Annotated in this window: 13 protein-coding genes; 11 read left to right on the top strand and 2 right to left on the bottom strand. The window is 74.3% G+C overall.

Going from position 1 to position 17,631, the window contains the following annotated elements; genetic code table 11:
- Positions 1–272 precede the first annotated feature (272 nt).
- The gene (locus RM572_RS26730) at positions 273–4,004 is read left to right on the top strand and encodes a glycosyltransferase (protein ID WP_311675954.1); all 3,732 of its coding nucleotides are present in this window, start codon (positions 273–275) and stop codon (positions 4,002–4,004) included.
- Positions 4,001–5,551, top strand: coding sequence for a DUF5719 family protein (locus RM572_RS26725; protein WP_311675953.1), 1,551 nt, complete (start codon positions 4,001–4,003; stop codon positions 5,549–5,551). The genes RM572_RS26730 and RM572_RS26725 overlap by 4 nt, the downstream gene beginning before the upstream one ends.
- 62 nt (positions 5,552–5,613) lie before the next feature.
- Here the strand turns inward: RM572_RS26725 and RM572_RS26720 are convergent, their stop codons facing one another.
- On the bottom strand, positions 5,614–6,057 hold the full coding sequence (locus RM572_RS26720) for a metallopeptidase family protein (RefSeq protein ID WP_027763972.1): 444 nt from the start codon (positions 6,055–6,057) through the stop codon (positions 5,614–5,616).
- Positions 6,058–6,370: 313 nt separating this feature from the next.
- Here RM572_RS26720 and RM572_RS26715 point away from each other — a divergent pair, with 313 nt between their 5' ends.
- The 8 genes from RM572_RS26715 (at position 6,371) to RM572_RS26680 (ending at position 15,126) form a co-directional block, all read left to right on the top strand.
- Positions 6,371–6,817: a DUF3499 domain-containing protein gene (locus tag RM572_RS26715; protein ID WP_078528992.1), complete on the top strand. Its 447-nt coding sequence runs from the start codon at positions 6,371–6,373 to the stop codon at positions 6,815–6,817.
- 91 nt (positions 6,818–6,908) lie between these two features.
- Entirely contained in the window at positions 6,909–8,267 is a 1,359-nt protein-coding gene (locus RM572_RS26710; RefSeq protein WP_311675970.1) for a phosphomannomutase/phosphoglucomutase, read from the top strand.
- Between the two features lie 365 nt (positions 8,268–8,632).
- A complete protein-coding gene (locus RM572_RS26705; protein ID WP_311675952.1) occupies positions 8,633–8,875 on the top strand; it encodes a Trm112 family protein in 243 nt (80 codons plus the stop codon).
- A gap of 156 nt (positions 8,876–9,031) precedes the next feature.
- Positions 9,032–10,210, top strand: a complete 1,179-nt coding sequence (locus tag RM572_RS26700; protein ID WP_311675951.1) for an SIS domain-containing protein — start codon at positions 9,032–9,034, stop codon at positions 10,208–10,210.
- A 92-nt stretch (positions 10,211–10,302) separates the two neighbouring features.
- Positions 10,303–11,553 (top strand): mannose-6-phosphate isomerase, class I, encoded by a 1,251-nt coding sequence (gene manA, locus RM572_RS26695; protein ID WP_311675950.1) that lies wholly within the window; start codon positions 10,303–10,305, stop codon positions 11,551–11,553.
- A gap of 42 nt (positions 11,554–11,595) precedes the next feature.
- Positions 11,596–12,534 (top strand): cation diffusion facilitator family transporter, encoded by a 939-nt coding sequence (locus tag RM572_RS26690; RefSeq protein ID WP_311675949.1) that lies wholly within the window; start codon positions 11,596–11,598, stop codon positions 12,532–12,534.
- A 299-nt stretch (positions 12,535–12,833) separates the two neighbouring features.
- The gene (ahcY, locus tag RM572_RS26685; RefSeq protein ID WP_136183867.1) at positions 12,834–14,297 is read left to right on the top strand and encodes an adenosylhomocysteinase; all 1,464 of its coding nucleotides are present in this window, start codon (positions 12,834–12,836) and stop codon (positions 14,295–14,297) included.
- 154 nt (positions 14,298–14,451) lie between these two features.
- Entirely contained in the window at positions 14,452–15,126 is a 675-nt protein-coding gene (locus tag RM572_RS26680; RefSeq protein ID WP_311675948.1) for a hypothetical protein, read from the top strand.
- A 27-nt stretch (positions 15,127–15,153) separates the two neighbouring features.
- Here the strand turns inward: RM572_RS26680 and RM572_RS26675 are convergent, their stop codons facing one another.
- Positions 15,154–16,131 carry an RDD family protein gene (locus tag RM572_RS26675; protein WP_311675947.1) on the bottom strand — a complete coding sequence of 326 codons (978 nt, stop codon included), beginning with the start codon at positions 16,129–16,131 and terminating at the stop codon, positions 15,154–15,156.
- 161 nt (positions 16,132–16,292) lie between these two features.
- On the opposite strand from RM572_RS26675, the gene RM572_RS26670 reads away from it, so the two are divergent.
- A complete protein-coding gene (locus RM572_RS26670; protein WP_311675946.1) occupies positions 16,293–17,300 on the top strand; it encodes a stage II sporulation protein M in 1,008 nt (335 codons plus the stop codon).
- Positions 17,301–17,631 lie beyond the last annotated feature (331 nt).

The following is a 17,631-nucleotide window of genomic DNA, read 5'->3' as shown; positions in this document are numbered from 1 at the left end:
CCACCGGTGACGTCCCGGTGACGACCCGGCGGCCGTGACACGCGGGCGGCGGACGGCGCGACGCAACGGGGCGGCGGGCGGAGCCCGCACCGGCGGTGGCGCTCTCCGCCCGCTCTCCGCCCGCACTCCGCGAGCACGGCGGAGCCTCGTACGCGGGCGGACGGCGCCACCTCGGCGCCACTCCTCTAGTGTGGGCCCGTCCGAGACGCGTCCGGTCCCGCCTCGCGGGGCGCGCGTCCACCGCCGTCCACTCAAACGGGGCCTGTACCTCGATGTCCGTGCACAGTCACCCGGCGGCCCAACACCAGGCGGCCACACCTGACTTCCCCCGGCACGTCGTCACCGCCGTGCTCGTCTCCCACGACGGCGCGCGCTGGCTGCCCGAAGCACTGTCGGGACTGATCGGGCAGGAGCGCCCGGTCCAGAACGTCATCGCCGCCGACACCGGAAGCGCCGACGACTCCGCCCGCCTGGTCACCGACGCCCTCGGCACCGACCGGGTCCTGCACATGGCCCGGCGCACGGGCTTCGGCGCGGCCGTCGAAGAGGCCGCCCGCACCGCGGGCGAACTCACCCCCGACGACCTGCCGTACCTCAAGCGCCCCAGCGGCTGGGACCCCGTCACCCGCACCTGGCACGACGAGGCGTACGACATGCCCGAGCTGCCGCACGGCGAACCCGTGCAGTGGCTCTGGCTCCTGCACGACGACTGCGCCCCGGCCCCCGACGCCCTGCACCACCTGCTGCGGGTCGTGGACGCCGATCCGTCCGCCACCGTCGTCGGCCCCAAGCTGCGCAGCTGGTACGACAGCCGTCAGCTCCTCGAGACCGGCGTCACCATCGCCAACAGCGGACGCCGCTGGACCGGCATCGAACGCCGCGAGCAGGACCAGGGCCAGCACGACCAGGTGCGCCCCGTGCTGTCGGTGTCCACCGCCGGGATGCTGATCCGCCGCGACGTCTTCCTCGCGCTCGGCGGCTTCGACCGCCGCCTGCCACTCATGCGCGACGACGTCGACCTGTGCTGGCGTGCCAACGCCGCCGGCCACCGCGTGCTCGTCGTCCCCGACGCCCACATGCGGCACGCCGAGGCCGCCTCCCGCGAACGCCGCCCCGTCGACTGCGTCGGGCGCGGCGGAGGCGCCAGCCCGCACAAGGTGGACAAGGCCGGCGCCGTCTACACGATGCTCGCCAACGCCCCCGCCCGCGGGCTGCCGTGGGTGCTGCTCCGGCTCGTCCTCGGCACCCTGCTGCGCACCCTCGCCTACCTCGTCGGCAAGGTGCCCGGCCAGGCGCTGGACGAGGTGTCCGGCCTGGTCGGCACCCTGCTGCGGCCGGTGCGCATCCTCGGGGCCCGCAGGCGCCGGGGCAAACCGGTCGTCGACCACCGCGACCTGCGCCCGCTCTTCCCGCCGCCCGGCGCGACCGTGCGGGCCACCGCCGAACAGGTCGTCAGCAACTTCGCCGGCCGCGCCGAACCCGAACGGTCCTCCGGCGGCCGGCACGGCGCCGTGGAATCGGGACCGACCGACGAGGACGCCGACTTCCTCGAGATCGAGCAGTTCGCCCGGGTCAAGCGCCTCGCCCAGAAGCCCGGACCGCTGCTCTTCGCCGTCCTGCTGCTCGTCTCGCTGATCGCCTGCCGTGCGCTGCTCTCCGGCGGCTCCCTCGCCGGCGGCGCACTCCTGCCCGCGCCGGAGAGCGTGGGCGACCTGTGGGCCCGGTACACCGACGCCTGGCACCCCGTGGGCATCGGCGGCACCCAGACCGCGCCGCCCTACCTCGCGGTGCTCGCGCTGGTCGCCACCCTCCTCTTCGGCAGCACCGGCACCGCACTCACCCTGCTGCTGGTCTGCTCCGTGCCACTGGCCGGCCTCACCGCCTACTTCGCCTCCCGTCCGCTCGTCGACTCCCGCCTGGTGCGCGCCTGGGCCGCCGTCGCCTACGCCTTCCTGCCCGCCGCCACCGGCGCCCTCGCGGGCGGCCGCATCGGCACCGCGGTACTCGCCGTCGTACTGCCCCTGCTCGCCCGCACCGCCGTGGCTGCGAGCGGCCTGCGAGGACGGCCCTCCTGGCGCGCCGTCTGGGCGTACGCGCTGCTGCTCACCTTCACCACCGCCTTCACGCCCGTGACCTGGCCGATCGGCGTGCTCCTCGCCCTCGCCCCGGTGGTGCTCGCGCAGCGCCGCGGCGAGGGCGTCGCGGGCGCCGGACTCCGCGCCGCGGTCGTCGCCGTCACCCCGGTCCTGCTGCTCGCCCCCTGGTCGCTCGCCCTGCTGACCAGCCCCTCCCGCCTCTTCACCGAGGCGGGGCTGCCCTACGGCACCGGTGCCGCCGACGCCCTCGACCTGGCCACCCTCTCCCCGGGCGGCCCCGGCGCGGCCGGGGGGCTGCTGCTCGCGGGCATCGTGCTGGCCGCGCTCGCCGCACTGCTGCGCGCCGACCGGCAGACGCCCGTACGCGCCGCCTGGGCCGTCGCCCTCACGGGCCTGGTCTTCGCGGTGCTCGCGAACGCCCAGGGCTGGGCCGGCCCTGCCACCCTGGTCTACGGGATCGCGCTGCTGGCCGCCGCCGCCGTCGGTGCCGAGGGCGCACGCGAACGGGTCGCCTCGCAGAACTTCGGCTGGAAGCAGCCGGTCGCCGCGCTGATCGCCGCCGCCGCCGTCGCCGCGCCCCTGCTGTCCGCCGTCGGCTGGATGATCGACGGCGCGCATGAGCCGCTGACCCGACGCAGTCCCGTGCAGGTCCCCGCCTTCGTCGCCGAGGAGAGCAACACCGAGGACCAGGCCCGCACCCTCGTCCTCGACGGCGAGGAAGGCGGCGACGCGACCGCCACCGGCCAGGTGTCCTACGCCGTGGTCCGCGGCTCCGGCGCCCGCCTCGGCGACGCCGACCTCGCGGCCGCGGCCGGCCGCGACACCCGCTTCGACGAGACCGTCGCGCACCTCGTCGCCGGTTCCGGCGCGGAGCAGACCAGGCGCCTCGGCGACTACGCCGTGGCCTACGTGCTCGTCCGGGAGGGGGCGCCGCGGCAGTTGAGCCGCACGCTGGACGCCACACCCGGCCTCACCCGGCTCAGCCAGGAGGACGGCAGCGCCCTGTGGCGCGTGGACGCCGAGGTGGCCCGCATCCGGATCGTCCCCGGTGAGGAGAAGTCCGGGGAGGGAGACGGCACCGGCGCCGCGCCGGAGCCGGTGCTCGTGCCCGCCGGGCCGGTCGAGGCGCACACCGACCTCCCGTCGGGCCCCGACGGGCGCGTGCTGCGCGTCGCCGACCGTGCGGACACCGGATGGCGCGCCACCCTGGACGGCCGCGAACTGACCGCCGTCACCGTCGACGGCTGGGCGCAGGGCTTCGAACTCCCCGCCGGGGGCGGCCGCCTGGACCTCACCTACGAGACTCCGCTCACCCACACCGTGTGGCTGTGGACGCAGGCCGCGCTGGTCCTCGTCGTCCTCGTGCTCGCGCTGCCCGGCCGGCGCCGCGACGTGGACGACGACCTGCCCGAGGAGGACACCGTCCCGGCGGAGCCCGTGGCCGGGGAGGGCCGCCGCGCCCGCCGCCTGCGGGCCGCGGCCGCCGAGGCCGAGGGCGCGGACGGGACGGCCGCGGAGTCGGACCCGGCCGACGCCGACCCCGGACACGGCCCGGCCGACGCTGACCCGGGCTTCGAGCAGCCGCCCGCGCCCCCGATGCCCGAGCAGGTCCCCTACGGCCAGTACGCCGACCAGTACGGCACCGGGTACCCCGACCGGTACGGCACCGGCGCCACCGACCCCTACGGTCGGGCCGCCGTCCCCGCGCAGGGCGGCTACGGAGACGACCCGTATTCGGGCTACGACGGCCCCGACGGTCAGGACCCGTACGCGCAGCAGCCGTACGTGCCCGGACAGCAGTACGGCGAGTGGGACGGGCAGCAGCCGCAGCAACCCCCGCAGAGTTACGGCTACGACCCACGGACCGGCGAAGGAACGCCGTACGGCGACAGGAGTGAGAACCAGTGAACCGCACCACCCTCACCCTCATCGGCGTGACGACGGCGCTCGCGGCGGTCACCGGAGTCGCCGCGCTGACCGCGCCCGCACCGCAGAGCCCGGACCAGGCGCCCGTCGCCGAACGGTTGCCGGTGCAGCGGTCCACCCTCGTCTGCCCCGAGCCGTCCTCCTCCGACCTGGCAGAGACCCGGTACACGGCCTTCACTCCGCCGAACAAGGCCGAGGGCGAGGGCGAGGCCGCGCTGCTGCCGGTCCCGGAGAAGGACACCGGTCTCACCGACCCGGAGAAGGACGACAAGGGCGACAAGGACGACAAGGGCGATGACAAGGACCCGCAGGACGGCGAAGGTGAACAGCCGGACCCCGTACTGCCGTTGAAGAAGCCCGGCACGCCCGTCACCGACACCGACGGCAGCGCCGACGCGCCGGCCCTCGCCGGCTCCGCCGACGGGCCGTTCGCGCCCGGCTGGACGGTGCAGCAGACCACCGTCGTCAGCGCCGGTACCGGGCGCGGCCTGCACGGCACCGCCTGCTCGGCCCCCGACACGGACTTCTGGTTCCCCGGCGCCAGCACCGCCGAGGACCGGCAGGACTTCGTCCACCTCACCAACCCGGACGACACCGCGGCCGTCGTGGACCTGGAGCTGCACAGCAAGGACGGCGCCCTGCCGGGCGAGAACGGGCGGGGCCTGACCGTGCCGCCGCGCTCGACGCTGCCGGTGCTGCTGTCCACGCTGACCGACGAGCCCGTCACCAACGTCACCGTGCACGCCGTGGTCCGCACCGGCCGGGTCTCCGCACAGGTGCACGCGTCCGACGAGAAGCTGGGCGGCGACTGGCTGCCGCCGGCAGGCGTGCCGCGGCCCACCGCCGTGCTTCCCGGCATCCCCGCCGACGCCACCTCCGTACGCCTGGCGGTGCACGCCCCCGGCGACAGCGACGCCGACCTCAAGGTGGGCGTCGCCACGCCCAACGGCACCATCACCCCGGCCGGCCTCGAGACGCTGCACGTGAAGGCCGGCATGACCGCCGCCGTCGACCTCGACGACCTCACCCAGGGCGCCGCCGCCTCGCTGGTCCTCACCCCGACCGAGAGTGGGGACGAGACGCCGATCGTCGCCGCCGCGCGGATCACCCGCGGGAAGAAGGGCGAGCAGGAGACCGCCTTCCTCACGGGCACCCAGCCGGTCGAACAGCGCGCGACCGCGGCGGACAACCAGGAGAAGGGCTCCACGCTCTCGCTCCTCGCCCTCGACGGCAAGGCGAAGGTCCGCGTCACCGCCTCCGCCGGCAGCGAGGGCGGGTCCCCGCAGAGCAGCACCTACACGCTGAAGCCCGGCACCACCACCGCCGTCGAGGCGCCGCGCCCGAAGGGCGCCGAGGGCACCTACGCGCTGACCGTGGAACGCCTCTCCGGCGGCACGGTCTACGCCGCCCGCACCCTCGCCGAGGAGGACGGCGGCGTGCCGACGTTCACCGTGCAGACGCTGCCGGACGACCGTGGCCGGGTCGCCGTACCGGAGGCCGGGCAGGACCTCTCCGTCCTGCAGCGCTGAGCCACCGGACGGTCCGGACCGGGGCCTGCACCGCCCCGGTCGCTCGGGTCCGGTCCCCCGTCTCAGTCCTGTCCGTACCGGGGGTCGACGGACTCGGGGGAGAGGCCGAGCAGCTCGGCGACCTGCTCCACCACGACCTCGTGCACCAGCAGCGCGCGCTCGTCGCGGCTCTTCGTGCGCAGCTCCACCGGGCGCCGGTAGACCACCACGCAGTCCGGCCGGTGCCCGTGCGCCGGCACCAGGCGGCCCAGCGGCACGGTCACGCCGTCGGCGGGCATGCCGTCGGCGCGCGGCACCTCCTGGACGGCGAAGTCGACGCCCGCCAGTTGCGGCCAGTGCCGCTCCAGCCGGTGCGCCGAGTCGCGGACCAGATCGTCGAAGGCCTCCGACCTGCTCACGGCCAGCGGCACCTGCGGCGGGGCGACCGGCCCGCGCATGCCGCGGCCGTGTCGGTCCCGGTGGCGCGGCCGCCGGTCGGAGACCCGGGGCGGGACGGCGTCGCTCATCACCGAAAAAGCGTAGCCGTCCCACCCGGGTCGGCACCCCTCCGGAGCCCCCGTGCGGCGGAAGGGACCGCACGGACGGGCGGATGTGTCGCCGGGCGACCGTTCCGGTGCGCTTTGCCGTCCGTCTCCGTCCGCCGCCCGACCGGTGATCTCGCGCGGAACGACCGTTTCGCCGCACCTCCCCGACCGTCGTCCGGCCCGTCCTGCGGGGGCCGTCCGCCCGTCCGCCCGGTGGCCAGGACCGGGCCGCAGGTCAGTACGGCTCCCCACGCGTGGGGCGTTTCCGGCGAAGCGGACGACACGGCCGGGTGAGCTGAAGGAGAGTCGTCGCAGCCCGCTCACAAGTGCGGTACCGTCCAACGTCGTGAGTCCTGTACGTCGCTGTTCACGCACCGCGTGCGGCCGCCCCGCCGTGGCCACGCTGACGTACGTCTACGCGGACTCGACCGCCGTCCTCGGGCCGCTCGCGACCTACGCCGAACCGCACTGCTACGACCTGTGCGCCGAGCACTCCGAACGCCTCACCGCCCCGCGCGGCTGGGAGGTCGTACGGCTCGCCCTCGACCCGGCGCACGTCCGCCCCAGCGGCGACGATCTGGAAGCCCTGGCCGACGCCGTCCGCGAGGCCGCCCGCACCCGCGGCCGCCCCGGCGCCGACGCCCCGCCCGCCGACCCGTCCGGGCCGCGGCGCCGCGACACCGACCCGATGGAGGTCGCCCGGCGCGGCCACCTGCGGGTGCTGCGCTCCCCCGACTCCTGACCGGCGACGCCGCCCTCCCGCCACCGGTGCCCCGGTGGCGCGCCGGGTAGATTTGGCGGCCCGCCGTCGACCTCGGGAGTGCAGGGTGGCCGTGACAGACCTGTCGCAGATCGTGAAGGCGTACGACGTGCGCGGCGTCGTACCGGACCAGTGGGACGAGCACCTCGCCGAACTCTTCGGCGCCGCGTTCGTGCAGGTGACCGGCGCCGAAGCGATCGTCGTCGGTCACGACATGCGGCCCTCCTCGCCGGGCCTGTCCGGCTCCTTCGCCCGGGGCGCCGCCAAACGCGGGGCGGACGTCACCGAGATCGGGCTCTGCTCCACCGACCAGCTCTACTTCGCCAGCGGCCACTTCGGCCTGCCCGGTGCCATGTTCACCGCCTCGCACAACCCCGCGCAGTACAACGGCATCAAGATGTGCCGCGCCGGGGCCGCACCCGTCGGCCAGGACACCGGGCTCGCCGACATCCGTGCACGCGTCGAGTCCTGGGCCGCGTCCGGGCTTCCCGCCACCGACGCCACCCCGGGCACGGTCACCCGGCGCGACGTGCTCGGCGCCTACGCCGACCACCTGCGCAACCTCGTCGACCTCCGCGGCATCCGGCCCCTGAAGGTCGTCGTCGACGCGGGCAACGGCATGGGCGGCCACACCGTGCCCACCGTCTTCGAGGGCCTGCCGCTCGAACTCGACGCGCTGTACTTCGAGCTGGACGGCACGTTCCCGCATCACGAGGCCAACCCGCTCGACCCGAAGAACATCGTCGACCTGCAGGCCCGCGTCCGCGAGACCGGGGCCGACATCGGTCTCGCCTTCGACGGCGACGCCGACCGCTGCTTCGTCGTCGACGAAGCCGGCGACCCCGTCTCCCCCTCCGCCATCACCGCACTCGTCGCCGAGCGCGAACTCGCCAAGGACCCCGGCTCCACGGTGATCCACAACTGCATCACCTCGTGGTCCGTGCCCGAGATCGTGCGCGAGGCCGGGGGCACGCCGGTACGCACCCGGGTCGGGCACTCGTTCATCAAGGAGGAGATGGCACGCACCGGCGCCCTCTTCGGCGGCGAGCACTCCGCCCACTACTACTTCCGCGACTTCTGGAACGCCGACACCGGCATGCTCGCCGCGCTGCACGTCCTCGCCGCCCTCGGCGGCCAGGACGGGCCGCTGTCCGACCTGGTCTCCCGCTACGACCGGTACGCCGCGTCGGGGGAGATCAACAGCGTCGTCGACGACCAGGCCGCCAGCATGGCCGCCGTCCGCGAAGCCTACGCCGGGCGCGAGGGCGTCACCCTCGACGAACTCGACGGCCTGACCGTCACCGCCGACGACTGGTGGTTCAACCTCCGCCCCTCCAACACCGAGCCCCTTCTCCGCCTCAACGTCGAGGCCCGCGACGCGGCGACGGTCTCCCGCGTCCGCGACGAGGCCCTCGGCCTCCTCCGCGCCTGAGGGGCTTCCCGCCCGCCGAGAAGTCGGCCGGCCGCGGCGGAGTCCTCCGGCCGGCGGTGCGGTCCGTCCGACGGTGGCCGCGGCCGAGCCCGTACGGCTCTCTGCCCGGGCGTCCGCCCGGTGCCGTTCCGGTGCGGTCCCTCCAACTCGGCTGCGGCGGCGCGTCGTTCGACGGGACAGCCCGTGGCGCCGCGCCGCGCCGCCGGGGTGCGCCGGGGACCCCCGGGGGGCGACTCCCCGGGTGCACGGGACGGGCGGGGCGGGACGGAGCGCACCCGCGGTGTGGTCCCACGGGCGACCCGGCCGCCCCGCCCGCAGCGGTACCCTGACCCCACAGCCGAGCCCGCCTCGCGAAGGGACCGTCCATGCCGCTCGAAGCCGGCCTTCTCCAGATCCTCGCCTGCCCGGCGTGCCACGCCCCGCTCCGCGAGGAGGAGCCCTCCGCGGAGTCGGCCGCCACGGCCCCGGCGGGGAGCGCGGAGGGGAGCACCGACAAGCCCGGCGCCACCGCCGAGCTGGTGTGCACCAGCTCCACGTGCGGCCTCGCCTACCCGGTCCGGGACGGCATCCCGGTCCTGCTCGTCGACGAGGCCCGCACCCCGGCCTGACGCCGCCGCCGCGCGCCGCGGCGGGTGCCCGCACCCGTGCACCCGCACCGCCCAACGGCAGCACACCCCGCGCCGGCACACCCGCACACCCCACGGCCGCGCGGCCCCGGCGACGTCCGACGCCATCCGCGTTCGACCGACAGGAGGCTCCGTACGATGCTCGACGAGTCGCTGCTGGACGACCCGGACGCACTCGCCCGCGCCGACGCCGACGGTCTGCTGCGCGACGCCGCCGAGTCGGGTGCCCGCGTCCGCACCGCCGTACGGCAGGCCCACGAGGCCGGCCTCGCCGACCTGCGTCCGGACGGCCGCCCCCGTTCCGTCCTGGTGGCGGGCCCCGGACCGGTCACCGCCTGCGTCGCGGAACTCCTCGACGCCCTGGGCAACGGCACCGTGACCGTGAACCTGCTGCATCCCACCGGTGACCTCCCCGCGCCGGGCGCGCTGCGCTGGGCGCTGCCGGGCTGGGCCGGCCCACTGGACCTGCTGCTGCTCACCTCGCCGTCCGGCGACGAGCCGGGCCTCACCGCACTGACCGACCAGGCCTACCGGCGCGGCTGCACCGTCGTCGGTGTGGCCCCGCCCCGCACGCCGGTGGCCGAGGCGGTCACCGAGACGCACGGCCTGGCCGTGCCCCTGGCACCCGGCCCGTCCGCGGGCTCTCTCGACGCCGACGCGGCCACCGGCACCGGGAACCTGCCCGGGGCGGCCGCACGTACCGCCCCCGGCACCCTGTGGGCTCTGCTCACCCCCCTCCTCGCGCTGACCGACCGGCTCGGCCTGCTTCCCGCGCCGTGGGCGGCGCTGGAGGCGCTGGCCGACCGGCTCGACGGGGTCGCCGAGCGCTGCGGCCCGGCCGTGGAGACCTTCGGCAACCCCGCCAAGACCCTCGCCGCCGAACTCGCCGGAGCACTGCCGCTGCTGTGGAGCGAGGGCCCGGTCGCGGGCGCCGCCGCCCGGCACTCCGCCACCGTGCTGGCCGCGCAGGCGGGACGTCCCGCGCTGGTGGCCGCGCTGCCGGAGGCGATCGAGGTGCACGGCCGCCTGCTCGCCGACGCGTTCACCCCCGGAGGATCTGCGGAGGACGACTTCTTCCGCGACCGCGTCGAGTCGCAGGAACCGCTGCACACCCGTGTCGTGCTGCTCCGCGAGCACGCGCCCGGCGCGGACTCCGCCGTGGTGGCGGCCCGCGACCTCGCGTACACGCGGGGCACGCCGCTCAGCGAGCTGGAGCCCGGCGAGGGCAGCGACCCCCTGCAGGCCGCCGCGGAACTGATCGCCACGCTGGATTTCACCGCCGTTTACCTCACGCTCGCTCTCGGCGACGCATCCTGACCCGGCCGTCGCGGCGGTGCGGCCCCGCCACACCCCAGGCCGGGGCCCGCCGGCGGCACGTACACGCACTCGCACGGAAAGCCCGTCACCCCATGGACCGTCTGCAGAACACCGTTCGCCCCTACGCCTGGGGCTCGCCCACCGCCCTGCCCGAGCTGCTCGGCGAACACCCCACGGGCGCACCGCAGGCGGAGCTGTGGATGGGCGCCCACCCGGGCGCGCCGTCCCTGGTCGACCGGGGCAGCGGGCCCGTCCCCCTCTCCGAGGTGATCGCCGCGGACCCGGACGGCGAACTGGGCGCTGCCGCGGTCGCCGCCTTCGGCCCCCGGCTGCCGTTCCTGCTGAAGCTGCTCGCCGCGGCGCAGCCGCTCTCCCTCCAGGTGCACCCGGACCCTGCGCAGGCCGTCGCCGGTTTCGCGGACGAGGAGGCCCGGGGCGTCCCGCGGGACGCCCCGCACCGCAACTACAAGGACGACCAGCACAAGCCCGAACTCCTCGCCGCGCTCACACCGTTCGAAGGGCTGTGCGGCTTCCGGCCGGCCGCCGAGGCCGCCCGACTGCTGGCCTCCCTGGACGTCGACGGACTCAAGCCCTACGCGGACATCCTGCGGGCCCGCCCCGAGGAGGCCGCCCTGCGCGAGGTGCTCACCGCCGTCCTCTCCGCGGACCGTGACGAGATCGCGGACACCGTCCGGCGGGCGGCGACAGCGGCGAGCCGCCTCGCCGGGGAACCGGGACCGCACGCCGACGACTACGCCGCCTACGCCGGAATCGCGCGCCACCACCCGGGCGATCCCGGCCTGTTGGCCGCGATGCTGCTCCACTTCGTCCGCCTGCGACCGGGGGAGGCGCTCTACCTCGATGCCGGGGTGCCGCACGCCTACCTCTCCGGGCTGGGCGTGGAGATCATGGCGAGCTCGGACAACGTGCTGCGCTGCGGCCTCACGTCCAAGCACGTGGACGTGCCCGAACTGCTGCGCGTCGTGCGGTTCGAGGCGACCGGGCCGGGTGTGCTGGTGCCCGAGCCCGACGCCGACGGTGCGGAGGTGTACCGGACGCCCGTCGGCGAGTTCCGGCTGTCCCGGCACGTCCTCGCAGCCGGCGGCGCACCGCGGAGCCTGGACGCGCCGACGGCGCAGATCGTGCTGTGCACGGACGGGGAGGTGACCCTCGTCGACGAGGCGGGGCAGCAGGCCCCGGCGGGCGGGAACCCGTCCGGCACCATCGGGGAGCCGGGCGGCGAACTCCGCCTGGCCCGGGGACGATCCGCCTACCTTCCGGCCTCCGCCTGCCCCCGCGTTTCCGGCGAAGGTACGATCTTCCGCGCCACAGTGGCCGTCTGACACGAGGCGGCCGGGCCTCCACCAGAAAGGGACCCTTCGCACATGAGTGCATCAGGCGGAACGAAGGCGATCGTCGCCGCCCTGGCAGCCAACCTGTCCATCGCGGTGGCCAAGTTCGTGGCGTTCGCCTTCAGCGGCTCGTCCTCGATGCTCGCCGAAGGGGTTCACTCCCTGGCCGACTCGAGCAACCAGGCGCTCCTGCTGGTCGGCGGCAAGAAGGCGAAGAAGGCCGCCAGCGAGGAGCACCCGTTCGGCTACGGGCGCGAGCGCTACATCTACAGCTTCATCGTCTCCATCGTGCTCTTCTCGGTCGGCGGCGTCTTCGCCCTCTACGAGGGCTACGAGAAGATCGTGCACCCCCACGAACTCAGCAACTGGTGGTGGCCGGTCGGCGTGCTGGTCTTCGCGATCATCGCGGAGACGTTCTCCTTCCGCACCGCCATCCAGGAGTCCAACGCGGTCCGCGGCTCGCTCACCTGGACGCAGTTCGTGCGCCGGGCCAAGGCGCCGGAGCTTCCGGTCGTGCTGCTGGAGGACCTGGGCGCGCTCGTCGGCCTCTTCCTCGCGCTCTTCGGCGTGGGCCTCGCGGTGATCACCGGCGACTCCTTCTGGGACGGCCTCGGCACCATCTGCATCGGCGTCCTGCTGGTGCTGATCGCGATCGTGCTCGCCGCCGAGACCAAGTCGCTGCTGCTGGGCGAGTCCGCGGACGCGTCGCAGGTCCGCGCGATCCGCGAGGTGCTGGTCGACGAGGAGACCGTGACCGGCGTGATCCACATGCGCACCCTGCACCTCGGTCCGGAGGAGCTGCTGGTGGCGGCCAAGATCGCCGTCCGGCACCACGACTCGGCCGCCGACGTCGCCCGCGCCATCGACGCGGCGGAGGCCCGCATCCGTGAGGCGGTGCCGATCGCTCGGGTGATCTACCTAGAACCGGACATCTACCGGCCGACCACCGAGAAGGCGGACGCCGGAGTCTGACCTGCGGGAACGCGTGAGGGCGGCCGGGCGGAAGCCCGAGCCGCCCTTGCGTTTCCCCCATCCCATCCGTTCGACTGGGCGGGCGGTGTAGATTCGTAGCAACACAGTCGTCGCTGCTGATGGCGGTCGGGCGGTCCGGACGAGCGGGCCACCGAGGGAGAGAGGGCCTCCGACGGACTGGGCTGCGGGCAGGGGACACGTGCGTCGTGATGCGTCACGGGCGTCGGCGTGCGCCCCGTGAATGCGCCGCGGCACGGACCAGTCAGCCACCTCGACATCCCCGAGGAGATGCAGTTCGCATGACGACGACCGCCACGACGTCGACCCACGACTTCAAGGTCGCAGACCTCTCTCAGGCCGTCTTCGGCCGCAAGGAGATCACCCTCGCCGAGCACGAGATGCCCGGCCTGATGGCGATCCGCGAGGAGTTCGCCGCCCAGCAGCCGCTGGCCGGTGCCCGGATCACCGGCTCCCTGCACATGACCGTGCAGACGGCCGTGCTCATCGAGACCCTCACCGCCCTGGGCGCGCAGGTCCGCTGGGCCTCCTGCAACATCTTCTCCACCCAGGACCACGCGGCGGCAGCCGTCGCCGTCGGCCCGGACGGCACCCCCGAGAACCCTCAGGGCGTCCCCGTCTTCGCCTGGAAGGGCGAGACGCTGGAGGAGTACTGGTGGTGCACCGAGCAGGCCCTGACCTGGCCGGGCGCCGAGACCGGCGGCCCGAACATGATCCTGGACGACGGCGGTGACGCCACCCTCCTCGTCCACAAGGGCGTCGAGTACGAGAAGGCCGGCGCGGCCCCCTCGGTCGACACCGCCGAGAACGACGAACACCGGGTCATCCTCCAGCTGCTGAACCGCACGCTGGCCGAGACCCCGCAGAAGTGGACGCAGCTGGCATCGGAGATCCGCGGGGTCACCGAGGAGACCACCACCGGCGTGCACCGCCTCTACGAGATGCACCAGGCCGGCACGCTGCTGTTCCCCGCGATCAACGTGAACGACGCGGTGACCAAGTCGAAGTTCGACAACAAGTACGGCTGCCGCCACTCGCTGGTCGACGGCATCAACCGGGCCACCGACGTCCTGATCGGCGGCAAGGTCGCCGTGGTCTGCGGCTACGGCGACGTCGGCAAGGGCTGCGCGGAGTCCCTGCGCGGCCAGGGCGCCCGCGTGATCGTCACCGAGATCGACCCGATCTGCGCGCTCCAGGCCGCGATGGACGGCTACCAGGTGGCCCGGCTCGAGGACGTCCTCGACACCGCGGACCTCTTCATCACCACCACCGGCAACCGCGACATCATCATGGCCGGCGACATGGCCCGGATGAAGCACCAGGCGATCGTCGGCAACATCGGCCACTTCGACAACGAGATCGACATGGCCGGCCTCGCCGCGATCGAGGGCATCGTCAAGGACGAGGTGAAGCCGCAGGTCCACACCTGGACGTTCCCGGACGGCAAGAAGATCATCCTGCTGTCGGAGGGCCGTCTGCTGAACCTGGGCAACGCCACCGGCCACCCGTCGTTCGTGATGTCCAACTCGTTCGCGAACCAGACCATCGCGCAGATCGAGCTCTTCACCAAGCCGGAGGCCTACCCGACCGGCGTGTACGTGCTCCCCAAGCAGCTCGACGAGAAGGTCGCCCGGCTCCACCTGGAGGCGCTGGGCGCCCGCCTCACCGAGCTCCGCCCGGAGCAGGCCGACTACATCGGCGTGCCCGTCGAGGGCCCGTACAAGCCGGACCACTACCGGTACTGAGCGGACGGGCCGGGCCCGTCCGTCCGGCCCCGCCCACCGCGCACCCCGCAGGCCTCCGACCTCCCGGTCGGGGGCCTGCGCCCGTCGCCACCCGGCCGGCGCGTGCGGCAGGCGCCGTGCGTACCCGTCTGCGCACGCACGTAGGCTCGCTGCCATGCCTCGCGGCCGCTACTCCCTCCACGACCCCGACGACCACGCCCCGCTCGGCGAGGAGCACTTCCACTGCGCCACCGGCCCTTCCGGCTGGCGGTACGTCTCCCAGCTCCTCACCCCCTCCGGCGATCCCGCCGGTTCCGTCGACCTCACCCTCGACACCCTCGGGCGCACTCTTCGCCTCGAACTGCGGGCCGGTGACTGGCAGGTGCGCGGTGCCACGATGGACGGCGTCACCTGGGTCCGCACCGACCCGGCCGGGCGGCACGCGCAGGAGGGAAACGCCAGGGCCCACGGCTTCACCGGAGCTTCCCCCGCCTTCCTCGTGGCGACGGCCCGTCTGCTGCGACCCCGGCCCGGAGCCCCCGCCACCCGCGTACGCCTCGTCTCCTTCGCACCCCCCGTCCTCGCGCCCCGCACCCTCGACCGGTCCTGGCATCTGCGTTCCACGGAAGCACACGCCACCGACAACGACCCGCTGACGGTGGAGAACTACCGGGTCACCGACCTGGAAACCGGCGAGGAACAGCCCGTGCACCTCGCGGGGGACGTGGTCCTCGCCGCCCCGGGCGTCGAACTGGAGGACCTGGAATCGCCGCCGTCCACCTTCCCGGAGATCCCCGCCGGCTTCGCGGATCACGACCAGGACCCCGGGGAGGACCCCCGGGAGGCGTGAGGGCCCGTGCCTCCCGCGCGGCGACGCTCAGGCCGGGGGGACGAACCCGCTGCTCGGGCCCGGTGACGTGCTGCCGTCCACGACCGGCGGGCGGCGGGCAGCCGCGGACCGGGCGCCCGCACCGTGGCCGCCCCGGGTCGCGTCCCCGCCCGGCGGAGTCCACCGCTCCCCGGGGGACGGCGCGGCCGACGGGGCGGCCTCCGTCGCCGGGGCGCCGACGTACAGCGGCGCCGTTCCCCGCGCGGCTCTGGCGCCCGCCGGGCCGAAGGCGCGCCGGGCGTCCCGTGCCTGCCGTTCCGCCAGTACGCCCGCGAGGTAGTGGGGCGGCGGCACGTCCGCAGGCGGCGGCGCGCCGGTGCAGGCCGCGAGGTCGGCCGTCAGCCGTTCCGCCATTCCCCGGCTCACCGCCTGATCCAGCTGGCCCGCGCGCATCAGGTACTGCCGGACCGCCAGCCACAGTCCCTCCGGCACCGCGGACAGATCCAGCCCCGCGAAGCGTCCCTCCAGCCAGACCGGAGACGGCGGAGCCTGCTCGGCGCGCACGGACGGTACCCGCTCCCGCACGACCAGCGTCCCCGCGAACACGTCGCCGAGCCGTCGGCCACGCTCCGACACCAGCGACGCGACGCACGCCACAACCCCCGAGGTCAGCAGGATCTCCACGACCCCGACGGCACCACGGGTCAGCGCGTGCCGGAATCGCACGGGTCCGCCGTCCTCCCGCACCACGCGCAGGCCGAACACCAGCTTCCCCACCGACCGCCCGCGGCTCAGCGTCTCGACCGCGATCGGCAGCCCGACCGGCACCAGCAGGAACAGCGCCACCTGCACCGCCGCCACCGCCGCAAGGTCCAGCGAGGAGACGGCGCTGAGCAGCAGCAGGGACAGCGCGACGTACAGCGACCACACGAGCAGCAGGTCGATCAGCACCGCACAGGCGCGGCTGGGCAGGCGCGCCGGCCGCAGCCCGAGGACGACCGCGTCCCCCGTCACCAGCTCGTTCACCCGGCACACCCTCCTCGCCCACCGATGAATCCCCGAACCCGAACCCGAACCCGGAACCGGCGGCCTCCGCCCTTCAGGCGGCACCGGTCCGGGCCGGTACGTCGTCGCTCCGGGTGGCAACAGTCTGCCGCCCCCGCCAACGAGTCTGCCAAGCTCTCCGCATGGACCTGGACGTCTTTGTCTCCGCCCACCGAGCGGACTGGGAGCGCCTGGAGACGCTGCTGCGCCGCCGTCGCAAGCTGACCGGTGCCGAGGCCGACGAACTGGTCGCTCTCTACCAGCGCACCTCGACCCATCTCTCTCAGGTCAGGTCCGCGTCGCCCGACCCGGAGCTCACCGGCCGCCTGACGAGCCTCGTCGCCCGGGCCCGCAGCACCGTGACGGGTGCCCGCCGGTCGTCCTGGCGCGACGTCGGGCACTTCTTCGCGGCCGGATTCCCGGCGGCCGTCTACCGTGCGCGGCACTGGTGGGTCCCCACCGCGCTGCTCTCCACGGTCGTGGCCGCCGCTCTCGGTTGGTGGATCGGCGCGCACCCGGAGATCCAGGCGGCCGTCGCCGCGCCGGACGAACTGCGGGAGCTGACCCGTCCGGGCGGCCAGTACGAGTCCTACTACTCCAGTCATCCGGCGACCTCGTTCGCGGCCCAGGTGTGGACGAACAACGCCCGCGCGGCGGCGATCTGCCTGGTCTTCGGTGTGCTGCTCGGCATCCCCGTCCTGTGGGTGCTGTTCCAGAACATGCTGAACCTCGGCATCGGCATCGGACTCATGTCCTCCGCAGGGCGGCTGGACACCTTCCTCGGTCTGGTCCTCCCTCACGGCCTGCTCGAACTGACCGCCGTCTTCGTCGCCGCCGGAACGGGCCTGAGACTCGGGTGGACCGTGATCGACCCCGGGCCGCGAACGCGACGAGCCGCGCTCGCGCAGGAGGGCAGATCCGCACTGGGCATGGCCCTCGGCCTGGCCGCCGTGCTGGCGGTGTCGGGCGCCATCGAGGGCTTCGTGACCCCCTCCGGCCTGCCGACGTGGGCACGCATCGCCGTCGGAGTCGCTGCGGAAGTCGCCTTCCTCTTCTACGTCTACGTGGTGGGGCGACGGGCCGCTCGCGCGGGCGAGACGGGCGACGTCGTAGCGGCCGACAGGACGGCCGAGGCGCCCACCGTCGCCTGATGTGCATCGGAGGCGATCAACCTGCTACGCTCTCCGAGCCCCCGGAGAACCGTTGACGCGGTGCTTCATGGGGTGTAGATTGGCGAAGTTGCCCCGAACGCGGTCAGCGTGGGAGCATCATCACCGAACTTCTGAAGCTTCGAGGTCGTCACCTTTTCGAAGGAAAGCGACGAGGAAGCAGCCCCGAAATCTCATCGGAATTCATCTGATAGTGTCGGGGACACCGAAGGGAAGCGCCCGGAGGAGCCTGTGAAAGGGTTCCGATGGAAGCGTCCGTTCCTTGAGAACTCAACAGCGTGCCAAAAGTCAACGCCAGATATGTTGATACCCC

Origin of the sequence: Streptomyces hazeniae (assembly GCF_031845485.1) — a bacterium.
In the GTDB taxonomy this organism is placed as follows: domain Bacteria; phylum Actinomycetota; class Actinomycetes; order Streptomycetales; family Streptomycetaceae; genus Streptomyces; species Streptomyces hazeniae.
This window is presented reverse-complemented; position numbering and strand designations above follow the sequence as displayed.